This is a genomic window from Sediminibacterium goheungense (assembly GCF_004361915.1).
In the GTDB taxonomy this organism is placed as follows: Bacteria; Bacteroidota; Bacteroidia; order Chitinophagales; family Chitinophagaceae; genus Sediminibacterium; species Sediminibacterium goheungense.
The window spans coordinates 1438182-1463566 of record NZ_SNWP01000010.1; the positions used below are offsets into that span (position 1 = coordinate 1438182).

The following is a 25385-nucleotide window of genomic DNA, read 5'->3' on the forward strand; positions in this document are numbered from 1 at the left end:
AAAGAAGTACTTTATCGTCGGAATTACGCAATTTGATAAATTGAATTTAACATATAAAGGCTCATAGTTAAGAGCTAGATGCTAAAAGCTTATTTTATGCATAAACTATTACTTGTTTTAGCAGTATTCATCAGTTCCTGTGCGGGAACCAAATATTTCAGAAAGCTGGATAAAGAAGAGAAAAGAGCGATTAAAGACAATAAGAAATGGGCTGCTGTTTCCAGTGATGAGGCCCATGTGCTGATCATGACCACTAAAGGAAACATGGTAGTGAAATTGTATAACCAGACGCCCTTACACCGTGATAATTTTCTGTCGAAAGTAAATGCAGGCTTCTATGATAGTCTGTTATTTCATCGTGTCATCAACCGTTTTATGATCCAGGGTGGTGATCCTGAGAGTAAGTATGCTACGGCTGATAAACGTATTGGTGGCGGATCTGCTCCCGGCGATCGAATACCTGCGGAATTCAGAACCGATCAGAAAATTTATCACCAGCGTGGTGCGCTGGCAATGGCTCGTACCGACAATCCGGAAAAAGCCAGCAGCAATTGTCAGTTTTATATTGTACAAAGACCTGCCTGGCGCAAAACTGAATTGGATAGTACCATTGCAGCCAGAAAACTGGTATTGAATGAAGAACAGAAATCTATTTATACTACAATGGGTGGTACACCACATCTTGACGGTGGATATACGGTTTTTGGAGAACTACTACATGGATTTGAGGTACTTGACTCCATTGCGGTTAGCCCCACGAAAAGCGACAGACCCCTGAATGATATACGCATGCGTATGTTTTTACTGAATAAACCCAGAAAAAAATAAGACCCGGATAAAAATTATCCGGGTCAATGTCCGCCCTTTCAAGACGGTAGAAAGGCTTACATAGGAATAACGATTGCTTGCTCAACCCAGGGTCTGTTACCGGATCGTACCCCCCGGAACGATCAGTAACAGCCCAATAGGTTTATAAGATAAAGGCATATGCCTGATTATCAAATAGATAGGAGGATAATACAGTTTCTTGGTGTATTAGCATATGATTACTAATTTTAAACTGTTAAACGGACCAGGTTTAATAACCCTCCTTTCTGAAACCAAAATTACAGTGACGGTACATACCAGTCAACTGTGAAAAGACGCAGGTAGCAGAAGGAATTGTTTTAGTAAGCATTATGAATGAGACAGCGCTACCAGGTTTAGGATCCTATTCCAGAAAATTCATTACCGATATCCCTGCAGATCTTTCTACAGAGGAAGTGAAACATTTCAATGAAACCATTCCCAAATTTCCGGAAGAAGGTATTTATATCTATTCATTCGCTAAAGGCAGAATGATCTATGCCCATGGGTGGGAAGAAGTAATGGGATATAAAGACGATGAGATTACCATGCTCAAGATTGTAAACATGACGGCCCCTGCTTATGCGCCTTTTGTGGATGAAGTAAACGACAAGGCCCTCATGTTTATTCATAAAACCAAAACCGATCTCGACAAATACAGTTTCATGATTGAATCCAAGAAGTTGCATAAAAATGGATCAGAAGTTCCTATTGTTGCGAGGGTAGGTGTTTTTGAACATGCAGAAGGAAAGGTATTATCAATTATTGGCCGCTTTCAGGTAAACAGAAGTCTCACATTTGGTAAAGTAATGCGCTATGCTGCTTTCGGACCTGAGAAATCAGGTTTTGAAGAAGAACTCAACAAAACTTTGTTTTATCAGTACGCCATTTCCGATAAAGAAAAAGAAGCACTGGCCATGGTAGCGAAGGGATATTCATTTAAAGAGATTGCCAACAGTTTCAATGTATCACAATCTGCCATAGAAAAACGGATCATCCCCTTGTACAAAAGGTTTGATGTGAAAAGCCTTACCCATTTGGTAAGCTTTGCCTACGACAACCACATCCTTCCCTGATTATAAAAAGATCAGGCTGTTCGGTTAAGGTCAACCTGTACAATTTTATCAGCAGGTATACCCATATCAAGTAGCATCTGTTGCCAACTGTTTTGGAGAGTCTGGTTAGATACGGATGCAATTTCACCCAATACCCAGATGGTATTTATTTGCTGCAATGCAGCGAGGTTTTCAGCTGTATAATCACCCTCGTTCATATGTGACATAAATTCAGCAGGAGAAATCAGTTCCTGAGAATGTGGTAAACCTGTATTCAGATCATCAATCACCAGACAATCTGCTTTGCGCCAGGTCCAGATATTGGATGGTACCGCAGGTTCTGTAGCATCCGCTTCCACCATCCAGCTGAATAGCTTCATAGCGGTTGCATATTTAGCTTTTCTGTGTTGTATAGACCACTCGTTGGCAATGGCAACGGCCAATGAGGTTTTACCGGTTTTATACGCACCTGATATCAGTAAATGATATCCTGCTTTGGGTTTCTTTAAAAAATCCAATACAGTGTTTGTTTCTGCCTCACTCATGTTCCATTTCCATTGGCTGAGCCTGAACTGGAAGGGATATTCTGCAGCCTGCTGAAATATTTTGGTATGGTACCAGTATTTCGCAGGCGAAGAAAGTACAAAAGCCACCAAAAGCAAGGCGATCAGCAGGTACCAGTTAAATCCCAGCAACATACCGGCCAATAAAGCGCCACTTGCAAAAAAACCAAGATCCGTGGCGGTATCATGAATAATGTTTTTCCAGTCAGGCTCAAATAAGGCACCATCTTTTTTTTGCTGACTGAGTGGCTTCACCACATTGTATATTTCAAAAGCTGTCCAGAACAGTACAATATAAAGTGCTGCTTTCCAGGATGCGCCTTTTACATGCAATACTTTAGATAACAGCAGATACAACAAATGAGCAGGGATAAACCCCAGCATACAATGCCCGCATTGGTTGGCGAGCCAGCCATAGCTAAGGGTTATACCTCTTTGTGAGTCTTTACCAATAAGATCGTAGTGTAGCTGTTTTTTTACAACAGCAGCAGGTAGCTGGTAGGGCATAGTTTGGCTTTACTGCATAAATATAGCCACAGTCGTAAAAGATTACAATAGGAAAATTCCGTTCATCTGATACGTCTGTGGCTATTATACAGCTGGCTCTTACTTATTCTTCCTCTTCTTTGTAGAGCGGGTTTCTGCGGGTAGGGATGATCATTTTCTCATCTTCACTCAGAAATACCCAGAATTCATACAGTGTAAAAATATCACCGGGTGTTTTACTGTCTCCGTTTTCGCTTCTGCGCTCGTAAGGGCCCAGTATGTCGCCGTTATGCTTTAACTCCAACAGTTTCTTTTCGTGGGTCAGTTCTTTAAAACTTTCAATGGTCATACCAGAATTGATTTTGTGCAAATATAGGTGTATCTGTTATTTTCCAGCCCAAACCAGTATAAACTTATCATAAGCCGGTACTTCAATTGCATTTTGAAAATACTTCACCTTATCGAGGCTGTCTACATAATAGGGGTTCCATTTGCCGGCTGGTAGTTTGATTTTCTGACGAGTCGTCGTTCCATTAAAAATTACCAGCGTTTGTATCAGATTATCTCCCACTTCTTTCCCATTAATGGTATATGCAATGATGCCTTCAGGCATTTTTTCCAGGAAACTTATATTATTATTGATATCCTCCTGAGAAGTCATTCGAAAAGAAGAATGCGATTTTCGGAAATCTATTAAGGCACGTAGATTGCCAAAAAGGTCCTGCTGAGTGGTCTTTTGATCCCATCTTATCGCATTCACACTATCCCCCATATTATAAGAATTCTCTTCCCCAAACTTGGAACGCAGAAACTCAGAACCCGCATGTAAAAAAGGAATACCCTGTGAAGTGAGTACAATGGTTAATGCCAGTTCATGCATTTTCTTTCTGTCTGCTTCCGAAGCTTCGGGAACAGACAAAGCAATTTTATCCCAGAGAATATTGTTATCATGACATTCTGCATACGTAATCACATTATCCGGACCTGAGGTATAGGGCTCTTTGGAGTAATTTACCTTACTCATATCAATCTGACTGTGCTTGCCAGAAGCCACTATACCAAACTTTACAGATTCTGCATTAGCTGTTTTACCGGTTGCAAAGCCTCTGTCTTTGATATCAAATACACTCCCTTTTATTCCGTCACGCATATCATCACTGAATACAGCAATGCCTTTTAACAGGTGAGCATTCTTCTTTACCGCTCTTCGTTCTTCCGGATAGGGAGAAGCACCTGCTGTCCAGCCTTCACCATACAAGAGTATGTCTGGTTTTATTTTATGGAGGGTATCTGAAATCAGGTTCATGGTAGCAATATCATGTACCCCCATCAAATCGAAACGAAAGCCATCAATATGGTATTCTTTCACCCAATACAAAACACTCTCCACCATAAACTTCCTGAACATGGCTCTTTCACTGGCCGTTTCATTTCCGCAGGCAGTCGCATCAGAGAAACTGCCATCCGCTTTCTGGCGATAATAATAACCGGGCACCAGTTGGTTAAAATTGGATGTTTCTGTAAGTGCGGTATGATTGTATACCACATCCATTACCACACGCAACCCTTTTTTATGAAAAGCCTGAATCATTTGTTTGAGTTCGCGGATACGCACATTTCCATCTGCCGCATTGGTACTGTATGAGCCTTCAGGTACATTGTAATGAACAGGATCATAACCCCAGTTGTATTGCCCGGTTTTGGTTTCATCCACCGAATTATAATCGTAAAAAGGTAACAGGTGTACATGCGTAACACCCAGTTCTTTAATATGATCCAAACCGGTTGATAAACCTGCAGCATTTTTGGTACCCGACTCGGCTAGACCTAGAAATTTTCCTTTTTGTTGTACACCCGAGGAAGAATGGATGGTGGCATCCCTGATATGCAGTTCATAAATAATGGCATCGGTAGGTAAATTTTTAGCAGAGAATGCCGGGCTTTTGTCTTTACTCCATCCATCAGGGTTTGTTTCTTTCAAATCAACAACCATTGCTCTCTGCCCGTTAATACCAACCGCCCTGGCATAAGGATCAGTTACTTCGTTGCTCCATTTGCCATCGATTTTGGCGCGTAGGGTATAAAAATATCCTTTCAGATTTTCCTGTACGGTTAACTCCCAGGTACCGGATACTGATTTTTGCATGGGTAGTACCTGATAAGGATTGCCACCGGTTCCCGTCTTGTATAATCGTAGCTCTACTTCACTGGCAGGCGGACTCCAGATGCGAAATACCGTACGCTGGGGCGAGTAGGAAAAACCAAGATCAGCACCTTTGTAAACGGGGTAGGATTGAAAATCGGGCTGTGCATAAGCTATAAACATGGAAAGAATCAATAAAGAGGAAAGAAAACTAGTTTTCATACTTAGAATTATGCAGTAAATTAAGAAAGATTTGGTGGATGAAATGGTTCCTGCTGTTTCATCTATACAATATGCCAAATTACCGACAACAATGATGAAATACTATATAATGATACTTGTTTTGCGAGATGAAAAATAATACTTCTCTGGTCATATTATCACATGTACTGGGAAGTCTGGCTATTTTACTCTTACCGTTGATATTGCTGCAGGTTTTCCCACAACCCATACAAATTTCTTCGCTATTGACCTCCTATGCCTATTGGCAGTTTTGCCTTTTTTACCTGCTCTTCTTTTATTTTCACAAATACATACTTCTTTCACTTCTACTCGAGAAAAATAACTGGCTTGCCTATACAGCCATAATAACACTATTATTACTATTGGTGGTGAATATTCAGCCATTCGATCAGCTACTCTCTCTGAGCGGCTCAACACCTTTGCCTATGAAAAGTTTTCCGGGTAAAGAACCACCCAGAAAAGGCCCAAGGGTTGACATACTCAGTATCATTTTATTTATTCTGGTAATTGTATTCAGTGTGGCTTTTGAAATGAATAAAAAATGGCGATCCTCATTATTAAGAGCTGAGCAGGCAGAGAGAGAAAAAGCTGAGGCAGAACTTTCATTTTTAAGGGCACAGATCAACCCTCATTTTCTGTTCAATACATTGAATAATATTTATTCCATGTCTGTAACAGGCAGTCCTTATACATCCGAAAGCATTCTTAAGCTATCCAATATCATGCGTTATGTTACTGATGAGTCGCATGAAAACTTTGTTCCGCTACAACAGGAAATCGATTGTGTTACAGATTATATTGATCTTCAGAAATTACGATTGGGCAAAAAAGTACAACTCGATTTTGTTGTAACCGGTAATCTTGACAATAAAAAGATTGCCCCATTGTTGCTGATTAATTTTATTGAAAATGTTTTCAAATACGGGATCAGCAACCATGCTGTAAGCCATCTGCAGATCAGTATCGATGTGTTAGATAACGAACTTAGATTTTATGCTCAAAACCCATTACACAGTTCGCAAAGAATGATTCATCGGGATGGTATTGGTATACAAAATACAGAAAGAAGACTCTGGCAGATCTACCCGAATCAACACAAGCTTGAAATCAAAAGAGAAAATGGCTTGTTCACAGTAGCCTTACAAATAAATTTTAAAAATGAGTAGCCATATCAAATGCGTTGCAGTAGACGATGAGCCACTAGCACTTGAATTGATCAGTAAACATATTCAGCAAACTCCTGGCCTGGAACTGATACAAACATTCGACGATGCAATACAGGCAGGTGAGTTTATCAGAAACCATGATATTGATCTTCTATTTTTAGACATCAATATGCCCGATATTACCGGACTGGATCTTCTGAAATCATTGCCACAAAAACCCATGACTATTTTCACAACGGCTTATAAAAAGTTTGCTTATGAAGGATTTGAACTTGATATCATCGATTATTTATTAAAACCTATCTCCTTCGATCGTTTTACAAAAGCAGTTCTTAAGGTTCAGCAAAAGCTGAAAGCAAAAAAAACAATTACCCAGCAGGAAGCACATTTCGTTGTTAGATCTGAATACAAGATGGTAAGAATTGAATTATCTTCTATCCTATATGTGGAAGGCGTTGAAGACTATGTAAAATTTCATATTGAAAACGAGAGACCTGTTATGACACTGATGACTTTGAAATCAGTATTGGAAAAACTTTCCTCACACAGATTTTATCGGATACACAGAAGTTATATTGTACCTGTTGCGAAAGTGCGTTCCATTTTAAATAAAAAAATAACCCTCTCTAATGGAACCGTTCTGCCCATAAGCGATAGTTATGCCGACTTTATTCAACAGTGGAACCAGTCAGGGCTTTAACAAAACATTCTCCGATACATAATATCCGTTAGTCGATACATATTTCCGGCGATACAGGCGCCCGGATAGCTTTGATAGTGAATTAAAAAAACAATCCTTTCTCCTGCCAAAAAAGGTATTTATCGATACATAAGTCTGTTTAATCGATACATCCGAAAACAATGGCAGCATTTGTTTCAGCAACCGTATCATTCACCTAATCAAAGCAATCAGCATGGAAAGAAAAGATTTTTTAAGAAACAGTCTGGGCATCATCGGAGCAGGATCTCTGGTAATTGCCTGCGGAAAAAGCAGCGTTAGTCCCTCCGGTTCAGGAACCGGTACTTCAACCGGCGGCACCACCACAGGCAGCAGTTCCTGCGTTGTATCTCCTACTGAAGTAGAAGGTCCTTATCCTTACCCTGGTGGGGAAATCAATAATCCGTTGCAAAGAGTAGATATTACAGGCGGACAAACAGGTGTTCCGTTAAACATGACTTTAACGGTGGTAAATGCAAACAATGCCTGTGCAGCTGTATCAGGAGCAAGGGTTGATATCTGGTATTGTAATAAAGACGGGTACTATTCCGGTTATGGTAATCAGCCTGGTTTACTGGGCACAAAAAGTTATCTGGGCGAAACATGGCTAAGGGGTTACCAGCTTTCAGACAGTAATGGTCAGGTAAAATTTTCAGGTATTTATCCAGGTTGGTACAGCGGCCGAGCTACCCATATTCATGTAGAGGTTTTTGTAAACAATGTATTAGTAAAAACCACACAGATGGCTTTTCCCGAAACCATTTCAGATACGGTACATACCAGTTCATTGTATGCGGCACATGGTATCAATACCACCAGAAACACTGCTGATAATATTTTTGGTAATTCAGCAACAGATCTTGCCAACCAAACCATGAGTCTTACAGGCGATACCACCAATGGGTATACGGGTACTTATAAAATTGGCATTTCTATTTAATTGTTGGAATATGGAAAAAGCAGTCATTCAATTAAAATACAGACAGGTTATTGATCATAACACAGAAGACTTTCTGGAAAAGATGATCTTTCAGTTATCCTATGATGAATTCAAACTCAAATCGCAGGTCTACAATCCTGAACAGAAATTAACCCGTTTCAGTCAGATGAAAGCGATTGATGGAAGGGCTAATTCATTACATTATAAAAGTGGTTTTGCAGTTAGCGGTTATCTGGAGTCTTTGAACAAAGCCATCCCTGGGTTTGCCAATGAAGCAGGCCAGCCTGTATTATTTGAAAGCTATCGTTTTGAAGTGATAGAATCTGATATTACAGATATCAGTAAACATCAGGTGGCTGTTCACTATATCACCGGCAATCTTTCAGTATTGGGCGTGTTAGGAGATAAGCTGCTTCTGGCCTATGGCAACAGGTTCTCAGATGCCCTGCCAACCGATCCCATTGAGGATTGCTTTTTATTGGCCTTACCAAAGGGTGTTACGATCAATCGTTTTCATATTTCAGTTTCATAAATCCCCCAAAAAACAGCAAGGCCATCTTATAAAGATAGCCTTGTCTGTTTTATTTTATAAAACTTCGTTACTGTGTTATCCATGTTAAACCAGATGTGCTTTTCATTTCTGCTTTATTACTTTCATTCCCCAATCTGTCAACCGCAGTAACCGCCACCAACGATAAAGCCATCTTCTCTTTACCGGCAGTTGTAATATATGTATCCAACTCCAGCATCCTGTCGTGCCTGTTGAGTACCTGGTATCTTTTCTGGTTACCATACTGATAGTACACAACCCAACGAAACACCGCTGATGACTGTTCATGCTGCCAGGTAATTTTCACTTTCCCGTTTTCGGTTCGCACTTCTACGGAAGGTTTTGCAGGCGCATGGGTTCCCAGCCAGGGGCTTTGTGGTACCAACGCCTGTCTTTTATAGGGTCCTTCGATCAATGCTTTTGCCATAGGTGGATTTTTAGATACTGAAAAAATATTCCAGTGCAGCACACCCATACTCTCAGGTAACATACCCCGAGAAATCATAATCTGACTCATGATTTCATTTACATTTCTGGCACTGGTATCTCTTCCTACACTGATGCCCGGCCAGAGATGTCGTTGCATTGTATTCTCCTGCTGCCACCAACCCAATAAAACAGGGTAACTCTGTGGCATACGATTGATGGGCCAGTATAATTGTGGCGCGAAATAATCGATCCATCCTTTATTCAGCCATAGTTTGGCATCGGCATATAACTGATCGTATTGGTCGAAGCCTTCAATAGAAGCAGGATGACCGGGTCGCCAGATACCAAATGGACTCAACCCGAATTTTACATATTTTTTCTCCGCCTTTATTTCTTTGTACAATCTTTCAATCAAAGTATTTACAGCATCTCTTCTCCAATCGCCCCTTGAAAGTTTACCCCCCGATTGTTGATAAGATTTCCAGCTCTCATCATCCGGAAAATCTTCTGTACCATTATAAGAAGGATAGGGATAGAAATAATCATCAAAATGAACGCCATCGATATCGTATCGCTTAACAATATCCATCACCACTGCCGATGTATGATCCTGGGTTTCTTTCCGGGCTGGGTCCATCCACCAATAGCCTTCTTTCAGTTTCATCACCAACTCAGGGTGTTTGGTAACGATCGATTGCTCACTGATTTCTTTACCATCTTTATGGTGTGCACGGTAAGGATTTAACCATACATGCAGTTCCATACCCCTATCGTGCGCCGCTTCTACCCAGAAATTCAATGGATCATAAAAAGGATCTGGTGCTTTTCCCTGTTTGCCGGTGAGATAGTAGGACCATGGTTCCAAAGCACTTTCATACAGGGCATCGGCCTGCGGACGTACCTGAAAAATAACGGCATTGAAATGATGCGCTTTCAGAAAATCCAGCTGCTCAATGGCTTCCTGCTTTTGTTGCTCAACAGATAATCCAGATTTACTGGGCCAGTTAATATTAGCCACGGTAGCAATCCATGCAGCCCTGAATTCCCTGTCGGCACCAGCTGTTTTTACTGTTTGGGTACGCTGTACTTTTTTAGCAGGGTTGCAATAGAGAAAGAAAACAGATAATAAACAAAGAAGTAAACTATTACGATACATATATGGTAGTTATGAATATTAAAACTACTCTAAAAGATTGTAAACTTCATGTAAGTTCACCGCAGAGACGCAGAGGAAACAGCGTTTTCGCAGAGTTTTTTTACCTTACCTAATTATTTATATGAAATGTCGATATCAGGGAAGAAGAAAAGGATTGATGTAATTGATAAGCTGCTGGAAGCCTGCTACCAGCACAATAAAGACGCATTGTTTATCATGAGCCTGATGCACCAGTATGAGGAGCGAGGCAGCCTGAGCAAAAAGCAACTGGAAGGCTTACTATTAAAAGCGAAAAAAGCACAGGATATTCCCGTAAACCTCATTGCTGCAGTAGAAGCCATTGTGTTGAAAATGCCTACACGCGACAAAACACCGGTGAAAGACACAAGTAACAAGACAGAGGAATCAGGTGAGAAATGGGAAACACTGATCAAAGAAATACTTAACAAATACCCTCAACATAAACGTATTCTATTCCTGAAAGCACAGCTGGAGCAACGAAAAGCACTCCCACTTACAGAGCAGAACGAAATTGAAAAATTTTACCAACTGCTGATTCTCAAGAAAAAATGAATTGTGACAAATATCACGGCTCGCTCTTTTTAGCTGTTTACATTTGCAGATTGCCTAAATTGTGTCTATGATACCTATTGAGATCATACAAAAACATTTCCCTTTTTTTGATAAGGATTTACAGGATCAGATTGCCGAGGTAGGAGAAGTAAAAGAATTTGAACCGGGTGATGTTCTGATGAAAACCGGACAGAATATCCGTTCCACCATGCTGGTACTCTCCGGTTTGATTAAAATATTCAGGGAAGACGATGAGGGCAATGAGTTTTTCATGTATTACCTGCAATCGGGGCAGGCCTGTGCACTTTCGATGGTATGTGCCATTAAACAGGAAACCAGCCAGATTATGGCTAAAACAGTGAGTCAAACCGAGGTAATCGCTATTCCATTAACATATATGGATCAGTGGATGGCCAATTATAAAAGCTGGTACCATTTTGTAGTGAGCAGTTATCGCGATCGTTTTGAAGATATGTTGCAAACCATCGACCATATTGCTTTCAGAAATATGGATGAGCGACTGGTATTCTACCTCAAGCAACATCAGGCCAGTACAGGGTCGGATATGCTATCTATTTCCTTTACTGAAATCGCGCAGGAACTCAATTCATCAAGAGAAGTGATTTCAAGACTGATGAAGAAGCTGACTGAAAAGGGCATGATCAGACAGCATAAGTCATATATCGAGATTGTAAACCTGTAAACCCATACGTGATAAATATCACGTATGAATCCCTTTTACACCAACACCTTTGCTTTAGAAACACATAAAATGGAAATAGCAGGTTATATCGCATCATTGGTTATTGGCATCTCTCTCGGCTTAATAGGGGGTGGTGGTTCCATTTTAACCGTGCCTGTTCTGGTGTATCTTTTTGGTGTTGAGCCTGTAATCGCAACGGCCTATTCACTTTTTATTGTTGGCTTATCCAGCCTGGTGGGTGCCATACCCAAATACAGACAGGGATTTATTAACCTGAAAACTGCCATTATATTCGGCATCCCCTCCATTGCTGCTGTTTTTGCTACACGAAAATTCATTGTTCCGCTGATACCTGCTGAAGTATTTACTGTAGGTAGCCTTGTAATCACCAAGTCTATCTTAATGATGTTGTTATTCGCTGTTCTGATGGTATTTGCCTCCGTCTCCATGATTCGTGAAAAACAGCAGACAGCCGAACAAGAACCCGGTCCGCAACAATTCAATTATCCTTTAATTCTTATGGAAGGTGCGGTAGTAGGTATGTTAACAGGTTTGGTTGGTGCCGGTGGTGGTTTTTTAATTATACCTGCATTGGTCTTATTAAGCAAACTACCCATGAAGCAGGCCGTGGGTACATCACTCCTGATTATTGCTGCCAAATCGCTGATTGGCTTCACCGGCGATCTCTCTCATTTTACCATGGATTGGACCTTATTGGGTTCGGTAACAGCGCTTGCCATTGCCGGTATTTTCATAGGTAATAGCATGAGCAGAAAAATGGATGGCAATAAGCTTAAAAAAGGATTTGGATGGTTTGTGCTGGTCATGGGTATTTATATCATTGTTAAAGAAATTGTTTTGCCCGGCGGTTCATCACACTAGTTTTTAATACCCCCCAATAAAGAGAGGTCTGCAGCAATGTGGGCCTTTCCTGTTTTATGACAAAGAGCAGTTCTTATGGTGACGAATATCACGTTTTATATGCTCTTCGATTTCCAATTTTACATCGTTGTGAAACAAACGAATCACAGTCCCTATGCGGAATATTCCACCGCAGAGAATGGAGGGCGCAGGGGTTACGCAGAGGGTATTTGTTAAAAAAATAAAGGCGTGATACAGGTCACGAAAAAAAGAAAGCAGATAACACAATTTTACAGTATCAAAATAAAACAAACCACTATGATCGTTGAACAAATTTATACAGGATGTCTGGCACAGGGAGCTTATTATATTGAAAGTGATGGTGAAGCAGTGGTAATTGATCCACTCAGAGAAGTAGCACCTTATATCCAGAAAGCTGAACGCAATGGTGCTAAAATCAAGTATGTACTGGAAACACATTTTCATGCCGATTTCGTTTCCGGCCACCTGGATCTCGCTAAAAAAACCGGTGCTGCAATTGTATATGGGCCGAATGCAAAACCAGATTTTGATTTTTACGCTGCCAAAGACAATGAAGAGTTGAAAGTAGGTAAAGCTACCATCCAGGTATTACACACACCGGGCCATACCATGGAGAGTACCTGTTATCTTTTAAAAGACGAATCGGGAAAAGCTGTTGGACTTTTTAGTGGCGATACCTTATTCATAGGTGATGTAGGCCGTCCTGATCTTGCACAGAAAGTAAAGGCAGAACTTACACAGGATATGCTGGCAGGTTATTTGTTCGATTCATTACGTAATAAAATCATGCCGCTGGCAGACGATATCATAGTGTACCCTGCGCATGGTGCCGGTAGTGCCTGTGGTAAAAATATGAGCAAGGAAACCACTGATACATTGGGTCATCAAAAAAGTACCAATTATGCTTTAAGGGCCGATATGACCAAAGAAGCGTTTATCAATGAAGTTACCAATGGTCTGGTAGCACCACCCGCCTATTTTCCTTTAAATGTAATGATGAATATTCATGGCTACGACAGTATTGATACAGTACTGGAAAGAGGTCAGCAGGCATTGAGTCCCGAAGCGTTTGAAGCAGCTGCTAATGAAACAGGCGCATTGATTCTTGACACGAGAGATCCGCAGACTTTTGCAGCCGGGTTTATTCCCAACTCCATCAATATAGGTATCAACGGAAACTTTGCCCCATGGGTAGGTGCTATGATACCGGATATTAAACAGGAAATACTGCTGGTTACGGATGAGGGAAGAGAAGAAGAAGTGATTACCCGACTGGCTCGTGTTGGCTATGATTTTACCATCGGTTATCTGAAAGGTGGTTTTGAAGGCTGGAAAGCTGCTGGCAAAGAAACAGACCAGATTCGTTCCGTGAGTGCTGATGATCTTGCTATTGTGATGGATGAAGAAAACATCCATATACTGGATGTACGTAAACAAAGTGAATACCTCAGTGAACATCTGCTGGATGCACAAAATGCACCACTTGATTTTATCAATGATAGTATGACCCAGATAGACCGCAACAAAACCTACTATGTACATTGTGCCGGCGGCTATCGCTCCATGATTTTCAACTCCATTTTACGTGCCAGAGGGTTTGACAATCTGATTGACGTAAAAGGTGGTTTTAAAGCACTCAAAGAATCAGGAAAGTTCAAAGTGAGTGATTATGTATGTCCAACAACTTTATTATAAAAAATGAAAACAATACAGGAAATTATCAATAGCGGAGAAGCGATGGTTATTGATGTAAGAACCAGCAGTGAGTTTAGCATAGCGCATTATCCGGATGCCATAAATATTCCTTTGGATGAATTACCCAAACACCTCGATCAGTTAAAAGGGAGTAACAAATCCATTATTCTTTATTGCCGTAGTGGTAACAGAAGTGGTATTGGTATGAACTTTTTACATCAGCAGGGACTGAAAGACGTATATAATGGTGGTGGATTAAGTGATATGTTACAATATAAAAATTAGTGTCTATGTTATCTTTTTTGAAGAAATTATTTCCAGCTCCGGTAGATTATAATGCTGTAATGGCGAGAGGTGGTATTATTATAGATGTAAGAACCAGTAGTGAATTTTCCGGCGGACATATCAAGGGATCCAGAAACCTGCCCCTGGATCAGATCAAAAAAGAGATTCCTGTACTTAAAAAAATGAATACCCCCATTATTACTGTCTGCAGAAGCGGAAATAGAAGTGGTATGGCAAAGTCACTACTGGCAGCTTCAGGTATGGAAGTATATAATGGCGGCGCCTGGAATAGTTTGGCAAATAAACTGAATAAATCATGAAGAAGATACTCCACAAATGGCACTTTATGCGTATAGCAAGGGTAGTATTAGCAGCTGCCATACTGGTACAGTCATGGTATGCCAAAGACAATACTACAGCTGTATTCGGTGTATTATTATTATCCATGGGCGTATTCGATATCGGTTGCTGTGGTGCAGGATCCTGTTATACACCTTTGAAAAAGAACCATACGGGTGCCCATAAAAAATCTGTGTATGAAGAAGTGGTTTAAGAATAACAGTCTGTTATTGGTGGGTGCAGTGGCCGGTGCCCTGACCGGATACCTGTACTGGAAATTCGTAGGTTGTAGTTCCGGCACCTGTGCCATTACTTCAAAACCGCTGAACAGTACCCTCTATTTCGCAGTATTGGGTATGTTGGTGTGTAGCCTGTTCAAAAAATCACCCAAAAAAGAAAGCCATGTTGAATAATGCATTCTCAAAAATCATTGATGCCGATAAACCGGTATTGGTAGACTTTTACGCAGACTGGTGTGGCCCCTGCCGAATGATGCCGCCTGTTTTAAAAGAAATAAAATCGAGATTAGGCGATCAGGTACAGGTATTCAAAGTAAATGTAGACGAGCATACCGATGTAGCTGCTCATTTTCAGGTAAACAGTATTCCTACCCTGATGATTTTTAAAAAAGGACAATTATTATGGAGAGAACCTGGTGTGAAAAATGCCGGTCAATTACAGCAAATATTGAATAACTATCTATCATGACAACCACAGAAACATTTTATGCAGAAAACATCCGCTGTGCTGGTTGTGTGAATACCATACAATCAGAACTAAACAAAATACCCGGTGTAGAAGGCGTTGAAGTATCCATTCCTCAAAAAAAGATATCCGTAATGGGTATTGGTATCCGGCGCGATCTGATTGTTAAGGCACTGAGCAAAATGGGTTATCCTGAATCAGGTCATAATTCCATGCTCAGAAAAGCAATATCATTCGTATCCTGTTCTGCAGGAAAATAAACTTATCTATACTTTGTATTCATGATAGTACGGAGCACTGCCATTCTCGTTTTATGGATTGTATTCAGCTATCCTGTTTTTTCTCAACAAACCATTACTGAACACAAAGCTGATAGCAACACTCTTTTATCTGCTTTCAGTAAGGGCAAGATAAAAGGACATGTCAGGTATTTCTTCATGGGTACCGATAATGAAAAGAACCTTACAGATTATTATGCGCATGCAACAGGTGGTGGACTCAATTATAGGACCGCTTCTTTCCGTGGCTTCAGGTTGGGTATGGGAGGCTTCTTAATTTTTAACAGTGGCTCTTCAGATTTCATGAAACCCGATCCTTCCACGAAACAATACAATCGGTATGAAATAGGTTTATTTGACATTGAAAACCCATCCAACAAACGAGGTATTAACCGTCTTGAAGAACTCTACATAAGTTATGGGTGGCAGAAAAGTAGCATAACAATTGGCAGGCAGTTGATCAATACACCTTTCATTAACCCTCAGGATGGAAGAATGAGGCCAACTTTTGTAGAAGGTGCCTGGCTAAATACCACCCTGAAAAAGGTAAAGCTGGATGCAGGCCTGCTATGGGGCATAAGTCCCCGAAGTACGGCAAGATGGTTTACGATCGGCAATTCAATGGTCGTCTACCCGCAAGGAGTAAATGAGTCTGGGAACCCCTCGGATTATAAAGGGTACATCAGTAGCAGGTTTATTGGTTTACTGGGTATTCATTTCGCTGTAAACCCAAAACTGAAATGGCAGGTTTGGAATCAGCTAACCGATCAGGTAAGTAATACCCTATTGATACAAGGCAATCTACAACTTGGTGAATCTGAAAACAACCATTACTATACAGCTATACAACTCATCTCTCAACAGCGCATGGGCAATGGTGGAAATGATGACCCGGCGCATAGGTATATAGAAAAAAACAGTACTTCCCTGAGTTTTGGTTTACAACTGGGCTGGAAACAAAAGAATCAGGATATTTCATTGAATTATACAAGAATTACAAAACAGGGGCGTTTCCTGATGCCACGCGAATGGGGTCGCGAACCACTCTTTACATTTTTGCCCCGTGAAAGAAATGAGGGTTTCGGCGATGTACAGGCTTTGTTGCTGCTGCATAAAAAGCAATATGGAGAAACCGGGTTTCAGTCGCAAATAGGTTTTGGGTATTATCAGTTACCTGATGTGTTGAATACCCGGCTCAATAAATATGGTATGCCTTCCTATACCCAGTTGAATATTGATCTTCAATACGATCTCAGTAAATACTGGAAAGGTGCACAGCTGGCGTTTTTATATGTATATAAAAGTCAAAAAGGGAATAGTTATTATAACGACAAATATGTCATCAATAAGGTAAATACATCATTATTCAACCTAATTTTAAACTACCGTTTTTAAAAAATCAGCCATGTGGCATAAGATCAGATCGAACTGGCTTCCTTTTATTCTGTTGGTATTGACTTTTCTTGTCATAGCCGGCTGGTTTTTGCAAAGAAAATCTTACACAGACCTGTATACCAAAACCGATAGCAGCTGGCATGCGCCCAGTTATTTCATCGAACCCATTAAAGATGAAGCCACCCGTGAACTGGTTTTATATGGTGAAGAATTGATTGCGCATACTTCCCGTTACCTGGGACCCAATGGATCGGTACAGCAGATCAGCAATGGCATGAACTGCCAGAATTGCCATCTTGATGCCGGGAAAAAAACAGATGGAAATAATTATGCAGCAGTAGCAGCTACCTATCCAAAATTCAGGGCAAGAAGCGGACATCTGGAAAGTATTTATAAACGCGTGAGCGATTGTTTTGAAAGAAGCTTAAATGGTACTGCACCAGATAGTAACAGTAGAGAATACAGGGCCATTGAAGCCTATATTAAGTGGGTTGGTAAAAATGTATCTAAAAATGAACATCCAAAAGGTACGGGTATAAAAGTACCGGAAATGCTTAGCCGTGCAGCTGATCCGGTTCATGGAAAGAAAATATATACAACCAAATGTGAACGTTGTCATGGTAGTAACGGGGAAGGACTCATGAATCCTGAAAACAATGGATATAGTTATCCGCCACTCTGGGGTATACATAGTTATAATACCGGTGCCGGTTTATACCGGCTGAGTAGTTTTGCAGGTTTCGTGCAATCCAATATGCCTTTTAATGAAGTAAGCCATAACAATCAACTTACGAATGAAGAAGCCTGGGATCTGGCAGCTTTTGTAAATTCACAACCCCGTCCTGTTTTTACCGAATCACACGACTGGCCCGATCTTACAAAGAAACCATTCGATCACCCTTTTGGCCCCTACGCAGACAGTTTCAGTGAACAGCAACATAAATATGGTCCTTATCAGTCCATATTACAGGCAAAAAAATATTAACCAGGTAACGTGACTTGTATCACGCAATAACTATTTTGTAAAAAGCATTTTTGCTGTCAACATTTTTTATGAAGGAATTTTTACAACAGCCATGGCCCTGGTATGTAGCGGGGGGATTCATCGGACTCATTGTTCCCATACTATTAGTATTGGGAAATAAACATTTCGGCATTTCTGCTAATCTCCGTCATGCCTGCGCCGCTTGTTTTCCGGGTAAGATTTCTTTTTTTCAATACAACTGGAAAAAAGAATCCTGGAACCTGTTTTTTGCAGGAGGCATTTTAATAGGCGCAGCAATTGCAGCTTTTGGTATACCCGACCCTAATCCGGTTATCGTGCATCCCGAACTGGTAACAGAATTAAAAGCGTATGGTATTACAGATTACAGCAGTATGGTACCAAAGGAACTGGTATCATGGTCGTCGTTGTTTTCAGTAAGAGGTATGATCATGATGATAGGTGGTGGATTTCTGGTAGGCTTTGGTTCCCGCTATGCAGGGGGCTGTACCAGTGGTCATGCCATCATGGGATTGGCCAATCTGCAATGGCCTTCGCTGATTGCAACCTGTTGTTTTATGGCCGGCGGTTTTTTAATGGCCAATCTGATACTGCCTTTTATTATGAAATTATAATCTGAGAAAATGAACAAGGTTCAACCCGAAATAATTACCGATTTTGAAGTACGTTCTCTCGACACCATGTGTGTGAATGAGTCTGAACAGCAGCACCCCTGGTGGTACAATTTCAAATACCTGGCTGTTGGTATTTTATTTGGTATTGTTTTTGTAAAAGCTGAAATCATTTCCTGGTTCAGGATGCAGGAGATGTTCCGTTTTCAGCGTTTTCATATGTATGGTGTAATCGGTACAGCGGTAGTTGTGGCAGCCATTTCTATCCTCCTGATTAAAAAATACAAGGTGAAAACCATTCATGGTGAAGAAATACATTTCACGCCCAAAAAATTCAATAGGGGACAAATCATTGGCGGTTTGATTTTTGGTTTAGGCTGGGCTCTTACTGGCGCCTGTCCCGGACCCATTTTTGCACAGATAGGCATGGGTATAACTGTTATGGTTGTGGTTTTATTGAGTGCCATTGCCGGCACCTGGGTGTATGGTTATTTCAGAGAAAAGCTTCCGCACTAACTATACTAAATCGTTTTCCTTGATTCTAAAATAGCCAGAATTTTATCGAGCTTATCAACCTCTATTCTATTCAACCTTCTTTGCAGTTCTTCAATTTCCTGTTTGGCTTCCAGATTGGTCTGGTAATCATCCATGGCCTGTAAACGATCTCTTTCATTTTGTCGTTTCTGCGACATCATAATAATAGGTGCCGCATAAGCCGCCTGTGTGGAAAACAACAGATTCAATAAAATAAAGGGATAGGGATCCCAGTGCATAAGAAAACCAACCAGGTTACATCCCATCCAAACAAGCACAATAATTGTCTGAATAATAATGAAAGACCAGGACCCCATTCCATCAGATATATTATCCGCAATTTTTTGACCAAAAGTTCTTTCAGCAGCATGTAATTCATGCCAGGTGCGCACTTTCGTTTTATGTTCTTTTTTCATAGCAACTTGTGTTGTTTATCAGCGTTTAACTTCTATTAAGTTAGTCTTTCTATTTTACTATCCAATGAATATCTGCTCACACCATGCTATCTTTTTAAGCCGAATCTAATTGGAAGGTCAACCCAATCTTTCTACCTTGGCCGCCGCTTATGAAGAAAATTCTCCTTTTTGTATCACTTTTTCATTTTGCATTAAGTGGCATGGCGCAGCTTCATTTCCCTGTTGATGAAAATTCAGGAAAAGTACAGTATCAGCTATCAGAAGATATAGCCGTATCCAATACGGACAAATACAATCGTACAAAAACCTGGTTTATGAACTATTACAAGACCTCCAGGTTTGAAGAATATTTTATGAGCAGCAAAAGAGGCAGGCTTACCCACCTTGAGGAATCAAAAAAAAGTAATAGTATTTCTGGTAAATATGGCTTCCATGTCATGTATCCATCTGAAACCTCATCGATGGTAATAGAACAGGTCTTTGTTATGTTTACCATGAAGATTACATTCACGAAAACCGGCTACGAGAACCTCATAACCGACATGATCTGTTTTACAGCCCCCACTAATTCAAATGGTAATATGCGGCCTGTTGAATTCGGGCTGGAAGCTTATAATGCCCAGCAATTGAACAGACTGGGTTATGTACAGTATTATATCATTCCGCAAGTCAATCAATCCGTAAAAAAAATACAGCAGGATCTCTCCCGAAGCCTTCGTTACGGGAATTTAACGGAGATTTCCTGGTAAAAAACGGGGTAAAACACCCTGTCAGTGTAGTGATTATATTACACCAATACAAACGCTTGCACTATTGTAACAGCCCGAACTATAGCCTTACTTTGTTGGACAAATCTGTATTCTAATACAGAATACCCGGTTTAGAATCCAAACATCTTAAGAAAATCCAAATCAGCCTGTTGACTCCTGTAGCGTAAGTTAAACGGGTAATATCCTAAAGATTGAAAAACCAACGCTATCAGCCTTTGCAGGATCATACCCGCAAAGGTTTTTTCTTTTATAGAAAAGAATGGATCAGTATTCTTATACTCCAGATAATCACCATAATACCCACCGCAATAAACATGGTTTTCAAAGGTAGTTTACCGGCCAGTTTTGCGGCAATGGGAGCAGCTATTACACCGCCAATAATCAGTCCGGCTATTACCGGCCAGTGCGATATACCCAATAAGGAAAAGAAAGTAGCAGCACTGGCAAGTGTTACAAAAAACTCAGCAATACTCACCGATCCTATTACATAACGGGGTGTTCTTCCCTTTAATATCAATGTACTGGTTACCAGTGGCCCCCAGCCTCCACCACCAAATGAGTCGAGAAACCCACCTGCTGCACCCAGCCAACCTACTTGACGAAATTTCTTAGGCTTGTTCAATTTTTTAAATCCTGTTCTTAAAATGCGTAAGCCAAGAAACAAAGTGTAAGCTGCCAGCAGCGGTTTTACAAAACCCGCATAATGATCGGCTAAAGTCGATAATGCCACCGCTCCCAGTATGGCACCCAGTACGCCCGGAATAAGCAATGCCTTGAATAATTTTTTATTCACGTTGCCAAATCGGTAATGACTATAGCCTGAAGCAGCACTCGAAAACATTTCAGCCGTATGTATACTACCGCTGATGGCAGGCAGTTTAATACCCAGTGAAAGCAATACAGTTGCCGATACTACGCCATAACCCATGCCCAATAAACCATCTACGAGCTGTGCCAGAAACCCTGCCAGTATCATCCAGTAAAAAGTACTGTCGAGAGAAGCCAGCAGCTCCTTCGATTGAACAAATAACTCCTTATATGGCAGATAAGACAGCAACAGGTGACCCAGGAACATGAAGAAAAAGGCAAACAGAAAAACAGAAGCAATCTTTTTCCATCTTTGCTCAGCCACTGCCGGATTTTTTTTATCAGTGGCGGCCAGCACAGCTGTTATCTCATTCAGTTTTTTTACTTTATCCGAGAAATCGCCACCTATTTTATTCCTGATCTGCTGCATCTGGTCCAATACCTGATCCAGTTCAGACGGCAGCGTTTCCTGTAATACTTCTTTTAAGCGTTTCGCTATGGTAGGCGACTTACCATTGGTAGAAATAGCAAGTTTCAGGTTACCCTTCTGTACAATGGAACCCAGATAAAAATCACATAATGCGGGTTTATCAGCCACATTCACCAATATCTTTCTGGCTTTGGCATCATTTCTTATTTCTTCTGCAGTATCTATATCGTTCACGGCAACAATTACAATATCTGCATCATACAGATCTCCGGAAGAATAGGGTTTTTGTACCAATACTACCTGCTCCCTTTTTGCTGCGAGCTCAGTAAGTTCTTCCTGAAATGCCGTAGCCACTATTTTAACACGTGTAGCCGGTGCGTTCAGTAATACGGCCTGCAATTTTTCAAAAGCAACGGGGCCTCCTCCTACAATCAATACACGCATTCGTTCCAGCTGTATAAAAACCGGAAACAAATGATTCTGACGCAATGCCCTACATTCCGTACCCGATAACTTCTGTTCAATAGCTTCTGTCGTCATTTGCTTTTTATGATTTTGGTTTAAAGCCGGTATCAAATGTGATTGCCAGGTAGTACAGTGCACCAATGGTAGGCCCGGCTGCATACTGTATATACCTGTGGTTGAGAATATTACTACCACCCAGCTTAATGGTTGTTTTCAGCTCCGGTATTTCACGTGTAAATTGTATATCGATGGTATTGAAGGCAGCTATGCGGCCATTGGCCAATGGGCTTTCCCAGTTAAAAGCATCCTGCCATTTCCATACGATATTAAATCCTGTATGTCTGATAAATTCCCTGTTGCGTAGTGATACATTGGTGAGCCACTTGGGTGTATTAAAGCCGGTTACAAAAACATCTCTCTGCCGGTTCTCACTGATATTATTATAGTTGAGGTTACCGGAAATCACAAAACCCTTCGGTAAACTGTAAATCAAGCCCAGTGCACCACCATAATTATGGTATTGATTTTTTGCATTGGTATATACACGATAACGTGTTTGTCTTGCTCTGTTCGATGCCAACATTGCAATCACCGCAGCATCTGAACCTACCTGAACCGTATTATTTTCGGGAACAGCCACTTCCACCTGCCCTAAAAATCCATCATAAATATTGGTATACAGATCCAGATCAATGACCAGCTTATTATCCAGTAAAACACTTTTGTAACCTACTTCAAATGAGTTAATTCTTTCGGGCCTTGTGGGCTGCAGACTGGTAACCTGTAAAATGGCTCTGTTTTTGAGCGCTGCATTGTTGGCTGTTAAACCTGTTGCCACATCCCTGTTCACCGCTGCATTAAATTCGTTAACAGAACTGAGTGTATATGAATTGTCGAGATAACCCAATCCTTCATTGATATAGGACAATCCTCCTACTCTTCTTACATTACCATTGTTCACAAAAGAAATGGCTTCAAACAATGCCGGGAACCTGAACCCATTCTGGAAAGACGCTCTTATATGATGCTTCTGTGCAGCAGAATATACCAACGCAATCCTTGGATTGAATTTGGGTGAGAACTCCGGATTATTATCAACACGCAGAGAGCTTACCAGTTTTAAACGGTTATCGAAAAAGGTTTTTGTGGCCTGTACAAAAGCACCATATTTGGTATACTGCACCGGCTTACCAAAAGAACCATCAGCCAGTGACTTGTTCCTGTCTGCTGCAGCCCTCGAAAAATCCACAAAATTGTTTCCGTCAGGGATTACTTCATACAAACGATAATCAGCACCTACTAAAAGATGAAAGACTTTTACCTTATCAGTAAGATCCCACAATAGATCTGTATGATACATTCTGCTTCGCTGGTTAAGCCAGGCACCGCCAGTAGCGGGCGCCCCTGCAATACCTGAATTGGCATGATCCCAGTTATTGATACCGATGATGGTATTTTTCAATTGCTCAAAAGCAGTTGTACCCGGTTCAACACGACCTGCATCGGCAGCTTTCCTGGCAAGATTAGCTGCGACTGCCAGATCATCGCCATTATTTATGCTTGTTTGGAAAGCATTCCTGAACCTGTCGCGCCATGCATTATTGGAAAGATGGGTGAGGTCAAGATTATCTGCCAGCGGTTTAATATTATAAGAATTGCCTGTATTCTCAAATGATAGATAGGTTCTTGCCGTAAAGCTGCCCGATTTAAATTCCAGTTTATGATTCTGTACAGTAGCATTGTCTAACTGAATCTTGTTCCCTCTCTGAAAAATACCATCCATCTGTCCAAAACGATAACTGTAAGAGAGTTCTGTTTTGGTAGAAAATTTATGGTGTAATGCCAGATCGAATTTTATATTTTCTACTGTAGGGTTCGATAAATCTTTTTCCCAGTAACCGGTTCTTCGAACGATAAACGATTTATTGGGTCCATTATAATTGATACCGGTAACCGTTACCGCATTGTTATTTTCATCACCATATTTATTCCAGCCATCATACGCCGCATTATTCGTTCCGTTTAGCTGCGGATACAGTGGGTTGGCTGTACTCAGGTTATTCGGGTTCTGATCTGTTTGTGTATTCGATACCCAGTCTGTGGCCCTGGTATAACCCGCATTGATTTTAAAGGCCCATTTCTGGTTAAACACATGTGCATAGCGAATAGCGGTTTCTGAAAGTACAGAGGCATTTCTGTCAATACCGTCGACATGGTTCACCCCTGTTTTCTGGTACACACTCAATCCCGGATATTTAAAGGGATTTTTGGTACTGATATTGGCCATCCCATTAATGGCATTCATACCATACAAAGCAGAAGCTGCACCCGGTGTAATCTCAACATTCTCTACATCCAGTTCAGTAGGACCAATGGAATTACCCAGGGATACGCCCAGTGTGGCTGCCTGTATATCTACCCCATCTACCAGTTGTACAAAACGAAAATTATTGGGAATGTTGAATCCTCTTGTATTGGGTACTTTGAATGTGATACTCGATGTGGTAAGCTGTACGCCTTTCAGGTTTTCCAGTGCATCATAAAAACTGGGCGCTGCTGCTTCTTTAATAGCAGACAAACTTAATTTCTCAATACTTACCGGCGATTTCAAAATATTCTCCGGAACACGTGATGCTGTTACCACCACTAAACTTGCATAGGCATTCTGCACATTTAACGATAATATGACCGGCGCATTTTTATTGGTGATCACAAATTCCTGCGATGCATAACCCAATGAAGACACTTGCACGGTGAGCGGCAGTGAAGCACTCGTTTTTAGCTGAAAAGAGCCATCTTCTTTGGTAACAGCTACTGCATTGGTATTCTTGATACGAATAACGGCACCTGCCAGTGCAGTATTTCCCTGTCCTTCTTTTAGGGTACCAGATAATGTATAAATGTCTTGTGCCAAAAGGCTTATTGAGATGATGATGAAGGTGAAAGATAATAATAAATATTTCATTAGTCTATTAGTTTAGTAGAGTTATTAGGCATAGCTTTACCTTTTACTCCTTTTGTAAGGTAATGCCCTAGTTCAAAGCAGTACCAGTAATCAATTTCGTTCCGTTTATTTTTTTACCTGTCTGGCAGCAGACAGGCGCTTTTTTTCTAAAGCCGGTAAAGAAATCCTGCGTAATTAGATAATCGGTGTTCTGATGTTATATAACAACATCGT

The 25385-nt window shown here is 40.8% G+C and carries 28 protein-coding genes; 21 read left to right on the plus strand and 7 right to left on the minus strand.

Going from position 1 to position 25385, the window contains the following annotated elements:
- The first annotated feature begins 96 nt into the window (after positions 1-96).
- On the plus strand, positions 97-828 hold the full coding sequence (locus BC659_RS06120) for a peptidylprolyl isomerase (protein ID WP_133473786.1): 732 nt from the start codon (positions 97-99) through the stop codon (positions 826-828).
- Positions 829-1178: 350 nt separating this feature from the next.
- A complete protein-coding gene (locus BC659_RS06125; protein ID WP_133473787.1) occupies positions 1179-1922 on the plus strand; it encodes a response regulator transcription factor in 744 nt (247 codons plus the stop codon).
- Between the two features lie 11 nt (positions 1923-1933).
- Here the strand turns inward: BC659_RS06125 and BC659_RS06130 are convergent, their stop codons facing one another.
- The 3 genes from BC659_RS06130 to pulA all read right to left on the minus strand — a co-directional run bounded on the left by BC659_RS06130 (position 1934) and on the right by pulA (position 5315).
- Positions 1934-2971 carry an ATP-binding protein gene (locus tag BC659_RS06130; protein WP_133473788.1) on the minus strand — a complete coding sequence of 346 codons (1038 nt, stop codon included), beginning with the start codon at positions 2969-2971 and terminating at the stop codon, positions 1934-1936.
- A 103-nt stretch (positions 2972-3074) separates the two neighbouring features.
- Complete coding sequence (locus BC659_RS06135) at positions 3075-3299, minus strand: hypothetical protein (RefSeq protein ID WP_133473789.1); 225 nt, start codon at positions 3297-3299, stop codon at positions 3075-3077.
- A gap of 36 nt (positions 3300-3335) precedes the next feature.
- A complete protein-coding gene (gene pulA, locus BC659_RS06140; protein WP_133473790.1) occupies positions 3336-5315 on the minus strand; it encodes a type I pullulanase in 1980 nt (659 codons plus the stop codon).
- Between the two features lie 128 nt (positions 5316-5443).
- On the opposite strand from pulA, the gene BC659_RS06145 reads away from it, so the two are divergent.
- The 4 genes from BC659_RS06145 (at position 5444) to BC659_RS06160 (ending at position 8692) form a co-directional block, all read left to right on the plus strand.
- On the plus strand, positions 5444-6502 hold the full coding sequence (locus tag BC659_RS06145) for a sensor histidine kinase (RefSeq protein WP_133473791.1): 1059 nt from the start codon (positions 5444-5446) through the stop codon (positions 6500-6502).
- The gene (locus tag BC659_RS06150) at positions 6495-7202 is read left to right on the plus strand and encodes a LytR/AlgR family response regulator transcription factor (protein WP_133473792.1); all 708 of its coding nucleotides are present in this window, start codon (positions 6495-6497) and stop codon (positions 7200-7202) included. The genes BC659_RS06145 and BC659_RS06150 overlap by 8 nt, the downstream gene beginning before the upstream one ends.
- A 214-nt stretch (positions 7203-7416) precedes the next feature.
- Positions 7417-8160, plus strand: coding sequence for an intradiol ring-cleavage dioxygenase (locus tag BC659_RS06155; RefSeq protein WP_133473793.1), 744 nt, complete (start codon positions 7417-7419; stop codon positions 8158-8160).
- A gap of 10 nt (positions 8161-8170) precedes the next feature.
- On the plus strand, positions 8171-8692 hold the full coding sequence (locus tag BC659_RS06160; RefSeq protein WP_133473794.1) for a hypothetical protein: 522 nt from the start codon (positions 8171-8173) through the stop codon (positions 8690-8692).
- A 67-nt stretch (positions 8693-8759) separates the two neighbouring features.
- On the opposite strand, the gene BC659_RS06165 is transcribed toward BC659_RS06160, so the two are convergent.
- Positions 8760-10295: a glycoside hydrolase family 10-like protein gene (locus BC659_RS06165; protein ID WP_133473795.1), complete on the minus strand. Its 1536-nt coding sequence runs from the start codon at positions 10293-10295 to the stop codon at positions 8760-8762.
- Positions 10296-10421: 126 nt separating this feature from the next.
- Here BC659_RS06165 and BC659_RS06170 point away from each other — a divergent pair, with 126 nt between their 5' ends.
- The 14 genes from BC659_RS06170 (at position 10422) to BC659_RS06235 (ending at position 19301) form a co-directional block, all read left to right on the plus strand.
- Positions 10422-10868: a hypothetical protein gene (locus BC659_RS06170; protein WP_133473796.1), complete on the plus strand. Its 447-nt coding sequence runs from the start codon at positions 10422-10424 to the stop codon at positions 10866-10868.
- Positions 10869-10935: 67 nt separating this feature from the next.
- Positions 10936-11571 (plus strand): Crp/Fnr family transcriptional regulator, encoded by a 636-nt coding sequence (locus tag BC659_RS06175; RefSeq protein ID WP_133473797.1) that lies wholly within the window; start codon positions 10936-10938, stop codon positions 11569-11571.
- Positions 11572-11595: 24 nt separating this feature from the next.
- On the plus strand, positions 11596-12453 hold the full coding sequence (locus BC659_RS06180; protein WP_246027084.1) for a sulfite exporter TauE/SafE family protein: 858 nt from the start codon (positions 11596-11598) through the stop codon (positions 12451-12453).
- Between the two features lie 297 nt (positions 12454-12750).
- Entirely contained in the window at positions 12751-14169 is a 1419-nt protein-coding gene (locus BC659_RS06185) for an MBL fold metallo-hydrolase (protein WP_133473798.1), read from the plus strand.
- Between the two features lie 3 nt (positions 14170-14172).
- The gene (locus BC659_RS06190) at positions 14173-14454 is read left to right on the plus strand and encodes a rhodanese-like domain-containing protein (protein ID WP_133473799.1); all 282 of its coding nucleotides are present in this window, start codon (positions 14173-14175) and stop codon (positions 14452-14454) included.
- 5 nt (positions 14455-14459) lie between these two features.
- Positions 14460-14774: a rhodanese-like domain-containing protein gene (locus BC659_RS06195; protein ID WP_133473800.1), complete on the plus strand. Its 315-nt coding sequence runs from the start codon at positions 14460-14462 to the stop codon at positions 14772-14774.
- A complete protein-coding gene (locus BC659_RS06200) occupies positions 14771-15007 on the plus strand; it encodes a hypothetical protein (RefSeq protein WP_133473801.1) in 237 nt (78 codons plus the stop codon). Before BC659_RS06195 ends, BC659_RS06200 begins: the two co-directional genes overlap by 4 nt.
- Entirely contained in the window at positions 14991-15206 is a 216-nt protein-coding gene (locus BC659_RS06205; RefSeq protein WP_133473802.1) for a DUF6132 family protein, read from the plus strand. The genes BC659_RS06200 and BC659_RS06205 overlap by 17 nt, the downstream gene beginning before the upstream one ends.
- Positions 15196-15501, plus strand: coding sequence for a thioredoxin (gene trxA, locus BC659_RS06210; RefSeq protein ID WP_133473803.1), 306 nt, complete (start codon positions 15196-15198; stop codon positions 15499-15501). The genes BC659_RS06205 and trxA overlap by 11 nt, the downstream gene beginning before the upstream one ends.
- On the plus strand, positions 15498-15758 hold the full coding sequence (locus BC659_RS06215; RefSeq protein ID WP_133473804.1) for a heavy-metal-associated domain-containing protein: 261 nt from the start codon (positions 15498-15500) through the stop codon (positions 15756-15758). The genes trxA and BC659_RS06215 overlap by 4 nt, the downstream gene beginning before the upstream one ends.
- A 21-nt stretch (positions 15759-15779) precedes the next feature.
- Complete coding sequence (locus BC659_RS06220) at positions 15780-17171, plus strand: OprD family outer membrane porin (protein ID WP_133473805.1); 1392 nt, start codon at positions 15780-15782, stop codon at positions 17169-17171.
- Between the two features lie 10 nt (positions 17172-17181).
- Positions 17182-18156: a c-type cytochrome gene (locus BC659_RS06225; protein WP_133473806.1), complete on the plus strand. Its 975-nt coding sequence runs from the start codon at positions 17182-17184 to the stop codon at positions 18154-18156.
- Between the two features lie 68 nt (positions 18157-18224).
- Positions 18225-18788 (plus strand): YeeE/YedE family protein, encoded by a 564-nt coding sequence (locus BC659_RS06230; RefSeq protein ID WP_133473807.1) that lies wholly within the window; start codon positions 18225-18227, stop codon positions 18786-18788.
- Positions 18789-18797: 9 nt separating this feature from the next.
- Positions 18798-19301: a DUF6691 family protein gene (locus tag BC659_RS06235; protein ID WP_133473808.1), complete on the plus strand. Its 504-nt coding sequence runs from the start codon at positions 18798-18800 to the stop codon at positions 19299-19301.
- A 5-nt stretch (positions 19302-19306) separates the two neighbouring features.
- Here BC659_RS06235 and BC659_RS06240 read toward each other — a convergent pair whose 3' ends face one another.
- Entirely contained in the window at positions 19307-19735 is a 429-nt protein-coding gene (locus BC659_RS06240; protein ID WP_133473809.1) for a DUF1003 domain-containing protein, read from the minus strand.
- Positions 19736-19884: 149 nt separating this feature from the next.
- On the opposite strand from BC659_RS06240, the gene BC659_RS06245 reads away from it, so the two are divergent.
- Positions 19885-20484, plus strand: a complete 600-nt coding sequence (locus BC659_RS06245; protein WP_133473810.1) for a hypothetical protein — start codon at positions 19885-19887, stop codon at positions 20482-20484.
- Between the two features lie 268 nt (positions 20485-20752).
- Here BC659_RS06245 and BC659_RS06250 read toward each other — a convergent pair whose 3' ends face one another.
- Positions 20753-22282 (minus strand): TSUP family transporter, encoded by a 1530-nt coding sequence (locus tag BC659_RS06250; protein ID WP_133473811.1) that lies wholly within the window; start codon positions 22280-22282, stop codon positions 20753-20755.
- Positions 22283-22289: 7 nt separating this feature from the next.
- On the minus strand, positions 22290-25121 hold the full coding sequence (locus BC659_RS06255; protein WP_246027085.1) for a TonB-dependent receptor: 2832 nt from the start codon (positions 25119-25121) through the stop codon (positions 22290-22292).
- Positions 25122-25385 lie beyond the last annotated feature (264 nt).